The organism is Parasphingomonas frigoris (assembly GCF_036663815.1).
Classification (GTDB): domain Bacteria; phylum Pseudomonadota; class Alphaproteobacteria; order Sphingomonadales; family Sphingomonadaceae; genus Sphingomonas.
Map to the genome: position 1 here is coordinate 106,387 of NZ_JAXOJQ010000007.1, position 14,837 is coordinate 121,223.

At 66.8% G+C, this 14,837-nt stretch carries 17 protein-coding genes and 1 tRNA gene; 15 read left to right on the forward strand and 3 right to left on the reverse strand.

From position 1 onward, the window contains the following. Nucleotides 1–210: 210 nt before the first annotated feature. From U1872_RS18875 to U1872_RS18945, 15 genes are all read left to right on the forward strand, one after another. Nucleotides 211–1,080 (forward strand): helix-turn-helix domain-containing protein, encoded by an 870-nt coding sequence (locus U1872_RS18875; RefSeq protein WP_332794467.1) that lies wholly within the window; start codon nucleotides 211–213, stop codon nucleotides 1,078–1,080. Nucleotides 1,081–1,162: 82 nt separating this feature from the next. Next, the gene (locus tag U1872_RS18880; protein WP_010187783.1) at nucleotides 1,163–1,576 is read left to right on the forward strand and encodes an SUF system Fe-S cluster assembly regulator; all 414 of its coding nucleotides are present in this window, start codon (nucleotides 1,163–1,165) and stop codon (nucleotides 1,574–1,576) included. Between the two features lie 166 nt (nucleotides 1,577–1,742). Beyond that, a complete protein-coding gene (sufB, locus tag U1872_RS18885; protein ID WP_332794468.1) occupies nucleotides 1,743–3,227 on the forward strand; it encodes a Fe-S cluster assembly protein SufB in 1,485 nt (494 codons plus the stop codon). Beyond that, nucleotides 3,227–3,496: a hypothetical protein gene (locus U1872_RS18890; protein WP_332794469.1), complete on the forward strand. Its 270-nt coding sequence runs from the start codon at nucleotides 3,227–3,229 to the stop codon at nucleotides 3,494–3,496. The genes sufB and U1872_RS18890 overlap by 1 nt, the downstream gene beginning before the upstream one ends. A gap of 2 nt (nucleotides 3,497–3,498) precedes the next feature. Then, nucleotides 3,499–4,242 (forward strand): Fe-S cluster assembly ATPase SufC, encoded by a 744-nt coding sequence (gene sufC / locus U1872_RS18895; RefSeq protein ID WP_332794470.1) that lies wholly within the window; start codon nucleotides 3,499–3,501, stop codon nucleotides 4,240–4,242. Continuing rightward, the gene (locus tag U1872_RS18900; protein ID WP_332794471.1) at nucleotides 4,239–4,553 is read left to right on the forward strand and encodes a hypothetical protein; all 315 of its coding nucleotides are present in this window, start codon (nucleotides 4,239–4,241) and stop codon (nucleotides 4,551–4,553) included. Before sufC ends, U1872_RS18900 begins: the two co-directional genes overlap by 4 nt. Beyond that, the gene (locus U1872_RS18905) at nucleotides 4,550–5,299 is read left to right on the forward strand and encodes a SufD family Fe-S cluster assembly protein (RefSeq protein ID WP_332794472.1); all 750 of its coding nucleotides are present in this window, start codon (nucleotides 4,550–4,552) and stop codon (nucleotides 5,297–5,299) included. The genes U1872_RS18900 and U1872_RS18905 overlap by 4 nt, the downstream gene beginning before the upstream one ends. Nucleotides 5,300–5,426: 127 nt before the next feature. Continuing rightward, a complete protein-coding gene (locus tag U1872_RS18910; protein ID WP_332794473.1) occupies nucleotides 5,427–6,641 on the forward strand; it encodes an aminotransferase class V-fold PLP-dependent enzyme in 1,215 nt (404 codons plus the stop codon). Continuing rightward, complete coding sequence (locus tag U1872_RS18915; RefSeq protein ID WP_332794474.1) at nucleotides 6,638–7,099, forward strand: SUF system Fe-S cluster assembly protein; 462 nt, start codon at nucleotides 6,638–6,640, stop codon at nucleotides 7,097–7,099. The genes U1872_RS18910 and U1872_RS18915 overlap by 4 nt, the downstream gene beginning before the upstream one ends. A 126-nt stretch (nucleotides 7,100–7,225) precedes the next feature. Beyond that, nucleotides 7,226–7,579, forward strand: coding sequence for a HesB/IscA family protein (locus U1872_RS18920; protein ID WP_332794475.1), 354 nt, complete (start codon nucleotides 7,226–7,228; stop codon nucleotides 7,577–7,579). A 44-nt stretch (nucleotides 7,580–7,623) separates the two neighbouring features. Beyond that, entirely contained in the window at nucleotides 7,624–8,802 is a 1,179-nt protein-coding gene (locus U1872_RS18925; protein WP_332794476.1) for a BaiN/RdsA family NAD(P)/FAD-dependent oxidoreductase, read from the forward strand. Nucleotides 8,803–8,891: 89 nt separating this feature from the next. Further along, a complete protein-coding gene (locus U1872_RS18930) occupies nucleotides 8,892–9,287 on the forward strand; it encodes an endonuclease domain-containing protein (RefSeq protein WP_332794509.1) in 396 nt (131 codons plus the stop codon). Between the two features lie 104 nt (nucleotides 9,288–9,391). Beyond that, nucleotides 9,392–11,107, forward strand: a complete 1,716-nt coding sequence (locus U1872_RS18935) for a DEAD/DEAH box helicase (RefSeq protein ID WP_332794477.1) — start codon at nucleotides 9,392–9,394, stop codon at nucleotides 11,105–11,107. 164 nt (nucleotides 11,108–11,271) lie between these two features. After that, a complete protein-coding gene (gene hisC / locus U1872_RS18940; RefSeq protein ID WP_332794478.1) occupies nucleotides 11,272–12,366 on the forward strand; it encodes a histidinol-phosphate transaminase in 1,095 nt (364 codons plus the stop codon). Next, nucleotides 12,363–13,064: a haloacid dehalogenase type II gene (locus U1872_RS18945; RefSeq protein WP_332794479.1), complete on the forward strand. Its 702-nt coding sequence runs from the start codon at nucleotides 12,363–12,365 to the stop codon at nucleotides 13,062–13,064. The genes hisC and U1872_RS18945 overlap by 4 nt, the downstream gene beginning before the upstream one ends. A gap of 3 nt (nucleotides 13,065–13,067) precedes the next feature. Here U1872_RS18945 and U1872_RS18950 read toward each other — a convergent pair whose 3' ends face one another. The 3 genes from U1872_RS18950 to U1872_RS18960 form a co-directional block, all read right to left on the reverse strand. Then, entirely contained in the window at nucleotides 13,068–14,336 is a 1,269-nt protein-coding gene (locus U1872_RS18950) for an NAD(P)/FAD-dependent oxidoreductase (protein WP_332794480.1), read from the reverse strand. Next, nucleotides 14,329–14,405, reverse strand: a tRNA-Arg gene (locus U1872_RS18955). Before U1872_RS18955 ends, U1872_RS18950 begins: the two co-directional genes overlap by 8 nt. 41 nt (nucleotides 14,406–14,446) lie before the next feature. Then, complete coding sequence (locus U1872_RS18960) at nucleotides 14,447–14,836, reverse strand: hypothetical protein (protein WP_332794481.1); 390 nt, start codon at nucleotides 14,834–14,836, stop codon at nucleotides 14,447–14,449. Between the last annotated feature and the right edge of the window lies 1 nt (nucleotide 14,837).

Below are 14,837 nucleotides of genomic sequence, written 5' to 3' on the forward strand. Positions count from 1 at the left end.
CGCGGATCGGGAAGGACGAAACGGCAAATCGTTACGCACGTCGACTTCATCCAATACAATAACGAATCGCGCTGGCAGAAAACACCCGCGACCCAAGAGGTTCCCCCGGCGGGGCCTCTCTCCTTGGTCCGGATGGCTTTCCATCCGGACCACTTTTCTTTGGCTGACATACCAGTTACGCATGCGTTCCAAGTTATAAGGGGCGCAGACGTGGACGGACTTCGGCTGGACTATGCGGTGCCCGCTCCGGATTTGTCTGACTACATCACCCTATTCTATGATTTCTCCGCAGAAATATCGACGTTCGAGGATGTCGAGCGTGCTGACAATGCGCAGTTGCGCTTTCGCCTGTCGGGGGGGCGCGCGACCTATCAGTTTCCCGACGGAACCGTGCAGGACGCGCCCGACATCCACGTGATCGGGCCGACCAGCGGCGCAATGCACGTCCGCGCCGAAGGGCCTGTCGCCGTGTTCGGGATGGGACTGAGCGCAGCGGGCTGGGCGGCCACGATCGGCACCGACGCCTCGACGATGCTCAACCGCGTGGTTGCGGCGGTCGACCTGTTCGGCGCCGGGCGGTTGCAGCTGGCCGATGCCGCATTGCGCAAGGCGCAGGGCATTGCCGCGCGCACGATCGTCGGCGAGGGGCTGGTGCGCGACCTCGTGCGCGGGTGCGACAGCCACGGTTCGCCCGGCGCGCGGGATTTCGTGCGGCAGGTGGATGCCTGGCTGGTCGCGCACCCGTCGCCCGCGATGGCCGATCTGATCGCGCGGACCGGCCTGTCGCGGCGGCAGATCGAGCGCAAGTGCAATGCGCTCTACGGCGCACCGCCCAAGTTGCTCGCGCGCAAATATCGCGCGCTGCGCGCCGCAGTGGCGATGGTCGCGAACGAGCAGACGATCGGCGAAGCGGTCGATCGCGGATTTTACGACCAATCGCACATGATCCGCGAGATCAAACAGTTCACCGGGCTGACCCCGGGGCAGATCCGTGCCGACCCCGGCTTGCTGTCGCAACTGACGATCGCGCAGCGCAGCGCGCTCGGCGGGTCGGTGAGCCCGCTGATCAGCGAAACGTGACCGCGCACCTTCGCGCGAGGGGTTGACCCGACTCGCCTGCGCGCCCATTTGCAATCGGAGCAATTCGCTCTGATTGGAACCCATGCGTCTTTCCAGCCTTGCCGACTATGCCGTCGTGATGATGTCCGCCGCCGCGCGGCATTGCGGCAGTGTGGGCCGGCTCAACGCGACGATGCTCGCCGAGGAGACGGGCCTGCCGCTGCCGACGGTGCAGAAGCTCGTCAGCCGGCTGTCGGCGGGCGGATTGATCGAGAGCACGCGCGGCACCGGCGGCGGTTTCCGTTTGTCGCGCCCAGCGGCGGCGATCAGCCTGGCCGATATCATCGAGGCGATCGAGGGTCCGATCGCGCTGACCACCTGCGTCGACGAGGCGCGGCACGACTGCGCGCTCGAGGGCGATTGCCGGGTCAAGCCGCATTGGAACGTGGTCAACGGCGCGGTGCGCGGTGCGCTCGACGGCGTTTCGCTGGCGAGCCTGTCGAGGATCCCGGCATGAGGGTCCAGCCGCGCGCAGCGCAACCCAATCTGCTTCTTCCTCTTAGTGTCTTTGTGTCTTCGTGTGAGGCAATTTTTCTCACACAAAGACACGAAGCCACGAAAAGGAAGAAGAGCCGCTCTGCGGTAGAGATTTTTGAGAGCCGCTTCGCGGTAGGGACAGTCTAATGGCAACAAAGAACGCCGAAGCCTATGAAGCCGTCAGCAAGTCGTACGAATGGGGTTTCCATTCGGACATCGAGCAGGACTTCGCGCCCAAGGGGCTGAGCGAGGACACCGTCCGCTTCATCTCCGCCAAGAAGGGCGAGCCCGAGTGGATGCTCGACTGGCGGCTCAAGGCGTTTCGCCTGTGGCTGACGATGGAGGCGCCCGACTGGGCGAAGCTCCAGATGGACCCGATCGACTATCAGGACGCCTATTATTACGCCGAGCCCAAGGTGAAGCCCAAGCTCGGCTCGCTCGACGAGGTCGATCCCGAGATCCTGCGCGTCTATGAGAAGCTCGGCATCCCGATCGAGGAGCAGAAGATGCTCGCCGGCGTCGAGGAGCTCGATGCGGAGGGCAACCCCAAGCGCCGTGTCGCGGTCGATGCGGTGTTCGACAGCGTCTCGGTCGCGACCACCTTCCGCAAGGAGCTGGAGGCCGCGGGCGTGATCTTCCGGTCGATCTCCGAGGCGATCAAGGAATATCCCGATCTCGTCCGCAAATGGCTCGGTAAGGTCGTGCCGCAGCACGACAATTATTTCGCGACGCTCAACTGCGCGGTCTTCAGCGACGGGACCTTCGTCTACATCCCCGAGGGCGTGCGCTGCCCGATGGAGCTGTCGACCTATTTCCGGATCAACGCCGAGAATACCGGCCAGTTCGAGCGCACGCTGATCGTCGCCGACAAGGGATCGTACGTCTCCTATCTCGAGGGCTGCACCGCGCCGATGCGCGACGAGAACCAGCTGCATGCGGCGGTGGTCGAGCTCGTTGCGCTCGACGATGCCGAGATCAAATATTCGACCGTGCAGAACTGGTATCCGGGCGACGAGAACGGCAAGGGCGGGATCTACAATTTCGTCACCAAGCGTGCGCTGTGCCAGGGCAAGAATTCGAAGGTGTCGTGGACGCAGGTCGAGACCGGCAGCGCGATCACCTGGAAGTACCCGTCGTGCGTGCTGGCTGGCGAGAACAGCGTCGGCGAATTCTATTCGGTCGCGGTGACCAACAATCGCCAGCAGGCCGATACGGGCACCAAGATGATCCATCTCGGCAAGGGCTCGCGCTCGACGATCGTGTCGAAGGGCATTTCGGCGGGGCGGTCGGACAATACCTATCGCGGACTTGTGCGCGTGGCGCCGACCGCGGAGGGCGTGCGCAACTTCACCCAGTGCGACTCGCTGCTGCTCGGCGACCAGTGCGGCGCGCATACCGTGCCCTATATCGAAGTGCGCAACCCGTCGGCGCAGATCGAGCATGAGGCGACCACCTCGAAGATCTCCGACGACCAGATGTTCTACGCGATGCAGCGCGGGCTCGACCAGGAGGCGGCGGTGGCTTTGATCGTCAACGGGTTTGCCAAGGAAGTGCTGCAGCAGCTGCCGATGGAATTTGCGGTCGAGGCACAGAAGTTGCTGGGGATCAGCCTCGAGGGGTCGGTGGGGTGATGGATGCCGCTCGCCTCAAACGCGCGCGGTGGCGGGTTCGTGCCTACTTTATCGGGAGCGGCATTATTATGGCGTTCCTTTTTCTGCTGCTCGCCGAGGGCGTGATCCGGTTCTTTGGGGTCGAAGCCACGGGCTATCTGTCGACACTAGTTTTTGCCGCAATGGTAATGGCCGGCGGTGTTTATGCGATCATCTACTTTAGTGCTGTTGTCGTTCACGTCGCCCGACGTCGGCTCAACAAGCAGCCCATTATGGAAATTGAAGACTAACGATGCTCAAAATCACTGACCTCCACGCCGAAATCGACGGCAAGGAAATCCTCAAGGGCCTCTCGCTCAGCGTGAACGCGGGCGAGGTCCATGCGATCATGGGGCCGAACGGCGCGGGCAAGTCGACGCTCGGTTATGTGCTCGGTGGGCGGCCCGGTTATGAGGTCACCGCGGGCTCGGTCGAGTTCGACGGGAAGGACCTGCTGGCGATGGCGCCGCACGAGCGCGCCGCCGCCGGCCTGTTCCTCGGCTTCCAGTATCCGGTCGAGATCCCGGGCGTGTCGAACGTGCAGTTCCTGCGCGAGGCGCTCAACGCGCAGCGCCGCGGGCGCGACGAGAAGCCGCTGTCGGGCGCCGAGTTCCTCAAGCTCGCGCGCGAGCAGGCCGCCGCTTTGTCGATGGATGCCGAGATGCTCAAGCGTCCGGTCAATGTCGGCTTTTCGGGTGGCGAGAAGAAGCGCAACGAGATGGTGCAGATGGGCATCGTCAACCCCAAGCTCGCGATCCTCGACGAGACCGATAGCGGGCTCGACATCGACGCGCTGCGGATCGTCGGCGACGGCATCAACCGCATCATGCGCGCGCCCGACAAGGCGGTGATTCTGATCACGCATTACGAGCGCCTGCTCGGCTATGTCGCGCCCGATTTCGTGCATGTGCTGTCGGCCGGGCGGATCATTCGCTCGGGCGGGCCGGAACTGGCGGCCGAGCTCGAGCGCGAAGGCTATGCGGGGGTGACGGCGTGATCGCCTTTGCTCTCGGGCTCGCGGTGCAGGGCGTCGCCCCGCCCGCCGCGGAGCCCGACATCGTCGTGATCGGGCGGCGGCTCGCCGCGCTGTCGGTGACGGTCGGGCACGATCCGCGCGGGCGCTTCACCTGCGGGCTCAGCGCCTCGAGCGGCAACGCCCGGCTCGACGAGCAAGTGTGCCGGACCGCCGCCAATTGCGTGAAGAGCGGCGCGAACGATCAGGGCGCCGTGTCGGCGTGGATCGACGGCCGCAAGCCGGCGTTGCTCGAAGACGTGCGGCGCACGCTGGCGCGCGGAGCCAAATCATGAGCCTCGCCCTGCCGACCCGCCGCGATGAAGCGTGGCGCTATTCGGACCTTGAGGCCGTCGCCTCGGTCTGGCCGATCCCCGCCGCCGAAGTGATTGACGTTCCAGCCGGCACCCACGTGTCGCGCGTCATCGTGCAGGACGTCGCGACCGATGCGGTCGCGATCCGCGACTATCGCGTTATCCTGCGCGCCGGTGCGACCGCGACCTTCCACGTGCTTAACGTGGGCGGGCAACTCGGCCGCGTGACGATCGACGTGACGTGCCACGAGGGTACGCATTTCGAACTCGGCGGCGCGATGCTTGGCGGCGGCGACCAGACGCTCGAGATCGTCACCGTGCTCAACCATATTGAGCCCAACGCCACATCGAACCAGGTGGTGCGCTCGGTGCTCGGCGGCCGCGCGACGGGGTCGTATCTCGGCAAGGTCGCGGTCGCGCGGCATGCGCAGAAGACCGATGCGTCGCAGTCGGTGAAGGCGATGCTTTTGAGCCGCACTGCGACCGCCAACGCCAAGCCCGAGCTCGAGATCTTCGCCGACGACGTGAAGTGCGCGCATGGCGCGACGGTCGGCGAGCTGGACGCGAATGCGCTCTTCTACCTGGCGTCGCGCGGGATCGCGCCGGCGCAGGCTAAGGCGATACTGCTGCGCGCGTTCATCGGATCGGTGTTCGAGGGGATCGAAGACGTGGGCGAGCGCGAGCGCGTCGAGGCCGCCGCGCAGTCGGCTTTGGAGCGGATGCTGTGAGCAACGCGCGCAACGTGCTCCCCTCCCTGGAAGGGAGGGGTAGGGGGTGGGTCGGCCCGTTGGTCGGGCGTAGCCATCCCTTCAGAGCAACCCACCCCCAGCCCCTCCCTTCCAGGGAGGGGAGGCAATGAGCGTGTTGACCCAGACCCGCCCCCTCGACCATGTCGCGGACTTCCCTGCCATACCCGACGGCTGGGCGTATCTCGACACCGCCGCTACCGCGCAGAAGCCGCAGGAGGTGATCGACGCGATCATCCGCGCTTATGACACCAGCTATGCCACGGTGCACCGCGGCGTGTACCAGCGCTCGGCCGACATGACGCTCGCCTATGAAGCCGCGCGCCGCAAGGTGGCGAAGTTCCTCAACGCCGGATCGGAAAACGAGATCGTCTTCGTCCGCGGTGCGACCGAGGGGATAAACCTCGTGGCGCAATGCTGGGCGGGAACGCAGCTCAAGGCCGGCGACCGCATCCTGCTTTCGACGCTCGAGCATCACAGCAACATCGTGCCGTGGCAGATGGTCGCCGAGCGGATCGGCGCGCAGATCGATGTGATTCCGTTGACCGAAGATCATCGCATCGATCTCGACGCGATGGCCGCGATGATCACGCCGCAGCACAAGCTCGTCGCATTGGGGCATGTCTCGAACGTGCTCGGCTCGGTGCTCGACGGGCGCCGGGCGGCGGACATCGCGCATGCCGTCGGGGCGAAGATCCTGCTCGATGGGTGCCAGTCGGTCCCGCGCATGACCGTCGACGTGGCCGCGCTCGATTGCGATTTCTACGTCTTCTCGGGCCACAAGCTTTACGGCCCGACCGGGATCGGCGTGCTGTGGGCGCGGCCTGAATTGCTCGAGGCGATGCCGCCGTATCAGGGCGGCGGGTCGATGATCGACAAGGTCAGCTTCGCCAAGACCACCTATGCTCCGCCGCCGGGCCGGTTCGAGGCGGGGACGCCGCATATCGTCGGCGTGCTCGGGCTTGCCGCGGGGATCGACTATGTCGAGCGGATCGGGCTCGATCGCATCCATGCGCACGAGACCGCGTTGGTCAAACTGACGCGCGACGCGCTGTCGCAATTCAACTCGCTCACGCTGTTCGGGCCCGAGGATTCCGCCGGAATCGTCAGCTTCAGCATCGCGGGGGTGCATCCGCACGATATCGGCACCATCTTGGACGAAGCCAAGGTCGCGGTGCGCGCCGGGCATCACTGCGCGCAGCCGCTGATGGAGGCATTGGGCGTCGATGCGACCGCACGCGCGAGCTTCGGGGTGTATAACAGTGCGGCCGACGTGGAAGCGCTGGTGCGCGGCATTGAAAGAGTAACGAGGATTTTCGGATGAGCGACCGCATCGAAATTCAAGAAGTCGGCGCCGTCGAGCAGCCGCCGCGCGCGCGCGTCGAGGACGTCGCGGTCGAGGGTGGCGAGCGCAAGCGCGACTATCTCGAGGGTTTTCTTTCGCAGAAGCCCGTCGGCGAGGTGGCCGGCGAACCGGGCGGGGCGCTGTACGAAGGCGTCGTCTCGGCGCTCAAGGAGATTTACGACCCGGAGATTCCGGTCAATATCTATGATCTCGGGTTGATCTATGGCGTCGAGGTAACCGAGGCCGGCCATGCCGTCGTGACGATGACGCTGACCACGCCGAACTGCCCAGTCGCCGAATCGATGCCGATGGAAGTCGAACTGCGTGTCGGCGCGGTGCCGGGGGTCGGTTCGGCCGAGGTCAATCTGGTGTGGGACCCGGCATGGGATCCGGCCAAGATGTCCGACGATGCCAAGCTCGAACTGGGCATGCTGTAACGCATTCCCCTCCCGCTTGCGGGAGGGGCTAGGGGAGGGCCTGTCCACCGGCGCGCCGTCCAAGAACCGACAGTCCCTCCCCCAACCCCTCCCGCAAGCGGGAGGGGAGAAGAAGGAAAGACACCAATGACCACTGCAACCCGCGTTCGCCCTGCTGCGCTGATCCTCACGCCGACGGCCGAGGCGCGCATCGCCGCGCTGATGGCCAAGGCGCCCGCCGATGCGATCGGCGTCAAGCTGTCGACCCCGCGGCGCGGCTGTTCGGGGCTCGCTTACTCGGTCGATTACGTCACCGAGGCCAAGCCGTTCGACGAACGCATCGACACCCCCGGCGGCACCTTGTTCGTCGATGGCGGGTCGATCCTGTATCTGATCGGTTCGACGATGAACTGGGTCGAGGACGATTTCGCGGCGGGCTTCGTGTTCGAGAATCCTAACGCCAAGGGCGCGTGCGGGTGCGGGGAAAGCTTTACCGTTTGAGCACCGCACTGGCCTGATCGGGCATTTGCGTCCACAGGCGCCGCATGACGAACCCTATCTACGACACGATCATCCTCGGCGCCGGCGCCGCCGGGCTGATGTGCGCCTTCGTCGCCGGCCAGCGCGGCCGGCGCGTGCTATTGCTCGATCATGCCGAGGCGATCGGCAAGAAGATCCTGATCTCGGGCGGCGGGCGGTGCAATTTCACCAATCTGCACACCGCCGCGGATCGCTACATCTCGGCCAACCCGCATTTCGCCAAGTCGGCGCTGGGGCGCTACACCGCGCAGGATTTCCTGGCGCTGGTCGAGGCGCACGGGATCGCCTGGCATGAGAAGACGCTCGGGCAGTTGTTCTGCGACGGCTCGGCCAAGCAGATCGTCGCGCTGTTGCAGGACGAGTGCGACAAGGGTGGGGTGGAGATCGCGCTCGGCGCGGCGATCCGCGATATCGACCATGCCGACGGCCAGTATCGTGTCACCTTCGGCGATCGTACCGCGAGCGCGCCCTCGCTCGTCATCGCCACCGGTGGACCCTCGATCCCGCAAATGGGCGCGACCGGTTTCGCTTATGATCTCGCGCGGCGGTTCGGCCTCAAGGTGGTCGAGCCGCGCCCGGCGCTCGTGCCGCTGACGCTCGGCGGGGACGAAACGCTGTTCCGCTCGCTGTCGGGCGTCGCGGCGGAGGTGGTCGCCAAGGCCGGCAAGACCAAGTTCCGCGAGGCGGCGCTGTTCACGCACAAGGGGCTGAGCGGGCCGGCGATCCTGCAGGTGTCGTCCTATTGGCGCCATAGCGAGCCGGTCGGGATCGACTTCCTGCCCGATCTCAAGCCCGGCTGGCTGGTCGGCGTGAAGCACGCTCGGCCGCGCGTGTCGTTGGCGTCGGTGCTGTCGAACCATCTGCCCGGGCGGCTGGCGGAGACGCTGGCCGATCGGCTCGGCATCGAGGGCGAACTCGGCGCGGCGACCGACAAGGTGGTCGATGCGGCGGCGCGGCAGCTGGCCGACTGGCGCTTCAGCCCCAACGGCACCGAAGGCTTCGCCAAGGCCGAGGTGACCGCGGGCGGCATCTCGACGGCCGAACTGTCGTCGCAGACCATGGAAGCGCGGAAGGTGCCGGGGTTGTATGCGATCGGCGAGGCGGTCGATGTGACGGGGTGGCTCGGCGGCTACAATTTCCAATGGGCCTGGGCGAGCGGCTGGGCGGCGGGGCAGGTGCTTTAGCGCTATCCGTGACCTCCTTCCTCCCCTCCCTGGAAGGGAGGGGTTGGGGGTGGGTTGCTCTCCGTATCGCGCGACGGCAAACTCTTGGAATGCCTCGAGTCTCGCCCGAGATGACGAAACGCGCCCGTGCGCTGCGGACCAATGCAACCGACGCTGAGCGGCGTATCTGGCTGCGGATACGCCAATATCGCCCGCGCTTCACCCGTCAGCTCGTCATCGGGAACTACATCATCGACCTAGCGTGCTGCGAAGCGACGCTTGCGATCGAGCTAGACGGCAGTCAGCACACCGACTCGCTTTACGACGAGGAGCGAACTGCATTCCTCGAAGGCCTCGGGTGGCGGGTGCTCCGCTTCTGGAATTCCGAGGTCATCACGAATCCCGACGGGGTCGCTGAAGCGATCCTGGCCGAGGTCGGCCGCCGCCTCGGGCCGACCCACCCCCAGCCCCTCCCTTCCAGGGAGGGGAGGAAGAAGGGAGGGTAAGCGGCGTTTAGCGCCGAAATCCACACCCCCCGTGCTTTTCCCGCACGCCCGTGCTAAGGGCCCTTTTTGGCGCGCGACCTCGCCGCCCCCATATTCGGAATACCATGCCCTTCACACACCTCCCCACGCTTCTCGCCGAAGCGCTTTCCGCCCGTGGCTATGAAGCCCCGACCCCCGTCCAGGCCGCCGTCATCCAGCCCGAGGCCGAAGGCCGCGACGTGATCGTCTCGGCGCAGACCGGGTCGGGCAAGACCGTCGCGTTCGGCCTCGCCATCGCGCCGCAGTTGCTGACCGAGGACGGCCTGCTCCCGCCGCCGCGCGCACCGCTCGCACTCGCGATCGCGCCGACGCGCGAGCTCGCGCTGCAGGTCAGCCGCGAGCTCGAATGGCTCTACGGCAAGGCCGGCGCGCGCATCTCGACCTGCGTCGGCGGCATGGACGCCAGCCGCGAGCGTCGCAGCCTGGCGCACGGCACGCATATCGTCGTCGGCACCCCGGGCCGTCTGCGCGACCATATCGAGCGCGGCGCGCTCGACCTGTCGAACCTCAAGGCGGTCATTCTCGATGAGGCCGACGAGATGCTCGACATGGGCTTCCGCGAGGATCTCGAACTGATCCTCGACGCGTCGCCGTCCGAGCGCCGCACGCTGCTTTTCTCGGCGACGATGCCCAAGTCGATCGTCGCGCTCGCCAAGCGCTACCAGAAGGATGCGCTGCGCATCTCAACCGTCGGCGAGGATCGCGGGCATGGCGACATCGAATATCAGGCGGTGACGGTTGCGCCCGCTGATATCGAGAATGCCGTCGTCAATCTGCTCCGCCTGCACGAGGCCGAGACCGCGATGCTGTTCTGCGCGACGCGCGACAATGTTCGCCATCTCCATGCCGGGTTGATCGAGCGCGGGTTCGCCGCGGTCGCCTTGTCGGGTGAGCATAGCCAGAACGAGCGCAACGCCGCGATGCAGGCGCTGCGCGACAAGCGCGCACGGGTTTGCGTCGCGACCGACGTCGCCGCACGCGGGATCGATCTGCCCTCGCTCAGCCTCGTGGTTCACGTCGAGCTGCCGCGCGATGCCGAGACGATGCAGCATCGCTCGGGCCGTACCGGTCGCGCGGGCAAGAAGGGCACCGCGATCCTGATCGTGCCGTATCAGCGCAAGCGCCGTGTCGAGATGATGCTGCGCGGCGCGCGCATCGCGGTCGAGTGGATGAACGCCCCCACCGTCGACGACATCCGCAAGGCCGACAAGTCGCGCCTTATGACGATGCTGATGGAAGACGTCGAAGTCGACGAGGACGATCGCGCATTGGCGGCACAGCTGCTTGAGAAGAAGACCCCCGAGGATATCGCGGCGGCGCTGGTGCGCAGCTATCGCGCGCGGATGCCCGCGCCCGAGGAAATGATCGAGGCGAGCGGTTCCGCGCCGCGCGAGGCGGGCAAGGAGCATCACCGCGAGGGCTTTGACGACATCGTCTGGTTCCGCATGGACATTGGCCGTCGCCAGAATGCCGATCCGCGCTGGATCCTGCCGCTGATCTGCCGTCGTGGGCATATCACCAAGAACGAGGTCGGTGCGATCCGCATCGCCGCCAACGAGACGATGTTCCAGGTGCCGAGCGGCATCGCGGGCAAGTTCATGGCGGCGGTGAAGCGCACAGCCGGCGAAGAAGCTGAAGGCGGCGTGCAGTTCGAGCAGGTCCAGGGCGGGCCGGTCGAGGCCGAGCGCAGCCCGCGGCGCGCCAATGGGCCGGCGCCGGTGCGGCATCAGCCGCGCCCGACGTTGCGTCCCGGTGGGCCGAACAAGCGCCCGCAGCGGTAATTCCTTAAATCCTCCCTCGCGAAGCGGGGGAGGGGGGCTGGAAGCAAGCGGTGCGCTCGTGGCGCCCCCCTCCACCCCTCGGCTGAAGAAGCCGAGCGGTCCCCCTCCCCCGCTGCGCGAGGGAGGATTTGAACAGGCGGGGATTCCCCGCTAACCCACGCGGCATGAACGCACCCCAACCCAAGCCATGGGTCATGGCCATCGCCCCCTACATTCCGGGTCGCTCGACCAGCGAGGGCGGGGCGCCCGTCATCAAGCTGTCGTCGAACGAGAATCCGCTCGGCACCAGCCCGCAAGCGGTCGACGCCTTCGCCAAGCATTCTGCCGATCTCGCACGCTATCCCGATGCCGGCGCGGCGCTGCTGCGCGAGGCGATCGCGGCGCATCACGATCTCGATCCCGCGCGTGTCATCTACGGCACCGGCTCGGATGAAGTGCTCCACCTGATCGCCGGCGCCTATGCCGGGCCGGGCGACGAGATCATCCAGGTGCGCTACGGCTTCGCGGTCTATGAGATCGCCACCCGCCGCGTCGGCGCGACGCTCGTCACCGCCGACGACCGCGATTATGCGACCGACGTCGACGCGATCCTCGCCGCAGTTACCGAGCGCACGCGCGTCGTGTTCGTGGCGAACCCGAACAATCCGACCGGCACCTTCACGCGCAAGGAAGAGATCGCTCGGCTCCACGCCGCGCTCCCCGCGCAGGTGATGCTCGTGCTCGACCAGGCCTATGCCGAATATCTCGCCCCCGAGGACAATGACGGCGGGCTCGACCTTGCACGCACCGCGGCCAACGTGATCGTCACCCGCACCTTCTCGAAGATCCACGGCCTCGCCGCCGAGCGGATCGGCTGGGGCTATGGGTCGGAGCAAGCGATCTCCGCGATGCACCGCATTCGCGCGCCGTTTTGCTGCACTACCGCCGGCCAGGAAGCCGCGATCGCGGCGCTCGGCGCGGCCGATTTCATCGCCGCCTCGCGCGAGCATAATCGCGTATGGCGGGCGTGGTTCGGCGATGAGATGGCCAAGCTCGGCAATGCCGGCCTGCGCGTGATCCCGAGCGAAGCGAACTTCCTGCTCGTGCTGTTCGAAGGCGCCGTCAGCGCCGAGACCGCGTATAAGGCGCTGCTCGAGCGTGGCTATATCGTGCGCTGGCTGCCGGGGCAGGGGCTCGCCAACGGGCTGCGCATGACGATCGGCACCGAGGCCGAGACGCGCGGCCTCGCCGAGGCATTGCGCGAGATCGTCGCGGGGTGATCAAGGCGCTCGCCTTCGACGTGTTCGGCACCGTCGTCGACTGGCGGAGCAGCATCGCGCGCGAGGCGGCGGCGGTTTTCGCCAAGATCGGTCGCGAGGATCTCGACCCTGCGCGCTTCGCCGATGCGTGGCGCGGGCTCTACCAGCCGGCGATGGAGGAATGCCGCTCGGGGCGCCGGCCCTATACGCGGCTCGATGTGCTCAACCGCGAGACGCTCGACAGTCTGGTCGAGCGACTTGGGATCGCGCTCGACGAGGCGACGTGCGCCGATCTCGCGCTGGCGTGGCGGCGGCTTGATCCGTGGCCCGATTCGGTCGCGGGGCTCATGCGGTTGAAAATGCGCTTCCCGATCGTCACGCTGTCGAACGGCAATGTCGCGCTGATGCTCGCGCTGGCGCGCTTCGGCGGGCTGCCATGGGACGCGATCCTCGGTGCCGAAGCGACCAAGGTCTACAAGCCGCTCCCGCAAGCCTATCTCGGCACCGCCGACATTCTGGGGATCGCGCCGCACGAGCTGTGCCTGGTGGCGGCGCACCACAGCGATCTCGCGGCGGCGCGGGGCTGTGGGCTCGCGACCGCTTACGTCGATCGGCCGATGGAATATGGCGGTGCGCCTGCGCCCGATCGCGGCGCGGCGCAGGATTGGGACTATGCGGCGGAGTCGCTGACGGCACTGGCCGACCTGCTCGACGGCTAGGCCTCACGCGGCGGCCAGCAACTCCTTGAGCGGCACGCTCGCGTCCGCCAGCCGCGCGGGATCGATCACCGCGCGCGCCACCACCAAGGCACGCCCCTGGACATAATCGCGCGTCGCATTGACGCAATCGAGCGCGATCACCGTGCCTGCCTTCAGATAGAGCACGGAAAAGCTGCGTGTCGCGGGATCGCCGCGCAGCACCGCCGCATCGAAGCCGATCGAAAGCCCGACCGTCTGGAGCTTCAGGTCATATTGGTTCGACCAGAACCACGGCACCGCGTCATACGGCTGGGCATCGCCGGTCAACAGCCGGGCGACGGTGGTCGCCTGGTCGTTGGCATTCTGCACCGATTCGAGCCGGATCGTCGCGCCGTCGGCATAGGGGTTGGGATGCGCGGCGCAGTCGCCGATCGCGAAGATGTCGGGCAGCGATGTCCGGCAGAACGCGTCGACCGTCACGCCATTGCCGCCCGTCGCGCCGGCGTCGAGCAGCGGGGCGACGGCCGGGATGATGCCGATGCCGACGACGATCATCGTGCCCGCCAGCACGCTGCCATCGGCGAGCCGGACGCCCGTTGCCGCGCCATCGGCCTCCTCGATGCACTCGACGGTGACCTCGGTGCGCAGATCCACGCCGTGCGCGTGATGCTCGGCCTCGTAGAAACGCGACAGCGGCTCGCCGGCGACACGCGCCAGGACACGCGGTGCCGCCTCGAGCACGGTGACATGCTTGCCGAGCTTGGTCAGCACAGCGGCCGCCTCGAGCCCGATATAGCCGCCGCCGATCACGATGACGCGCTCGACCGCGGGTAGTTCGGCGATCATCCGGTCGACATCGGCGCGCGTGCGCACGCCGTGGACCCCGCGCAGATCGTGCCCCGAACAGACCAGCCGCCGCGGCGGGCCGCCGGTCGCCCAGACGAGCGACCCGTAACCGATCGTCGCGCCGTCCTCGGTGGTCACGCTATGCGCCGCTGCGTCCACCGCGACGACGCGGCGGCCTGGCAACAGCGTGATCTCGCGTTCGCTCCAGAAACTCGCCGGGCGTATCAGGATGCGCTCGAACGGCTTCTCGCCGGCGAGATAGTCCTTCGACAAAGGCGGGCGTTCGTAGGGGAGTTCGGGCTCTGCGCCGAGCAGGCCGATCGTGCCGGTAAACTTGCGCTGCCGCAGCGCGATCGCGGCCTGCGCGCCGCCATGCCCGGCCCCCACGATCAGAACGTCGAAATGGGGATTGGAGTTAATCGCGCACCGCCTTGAAGAGTGGTGCACCCGACTGGATTCGAACCAGTGGCCTCTGCCTTCGGAGGGCAGCGCTCTATCCAGCTGAGCTACGGGTGCCTTAAGGCTCGACTAGCAAAGCCCGCGCGGTCGCGCCAGCCCTACTTGTGTGCCTTCCTGCTTGTAGCGAGCGTCACCGGCTGAAACTGGCCGAGCCCGCAGGTTGCGCCGCGCGATAGCGTGGGGCTGGCGTAGAGCACGGTGATCGTGTCGGTCGAGCAGAGCTGGCTGAGGCTGGTCGCGTAGCTGAAGCGCTCCTCGAAGCCGAGGCTCGGGCAGGCAAAAGGCAGCGTGTTGCGATAGACCGTCTTGCCGCCCAGCATGAAATCGATCGTGCGGTCGTCGCGGACATGTGTCTCGCGGATCTGCGTGAGCGGGATGCAGCTCTTCGGCGGTCCGACCGGGGTCGCCTCGGGAATGCGCATCGAATCGCGGGCGACACTAGGCGCGGCGAAAGCGGCGAGGGTGAGGGCGGCGAACAGCAGGCGCATG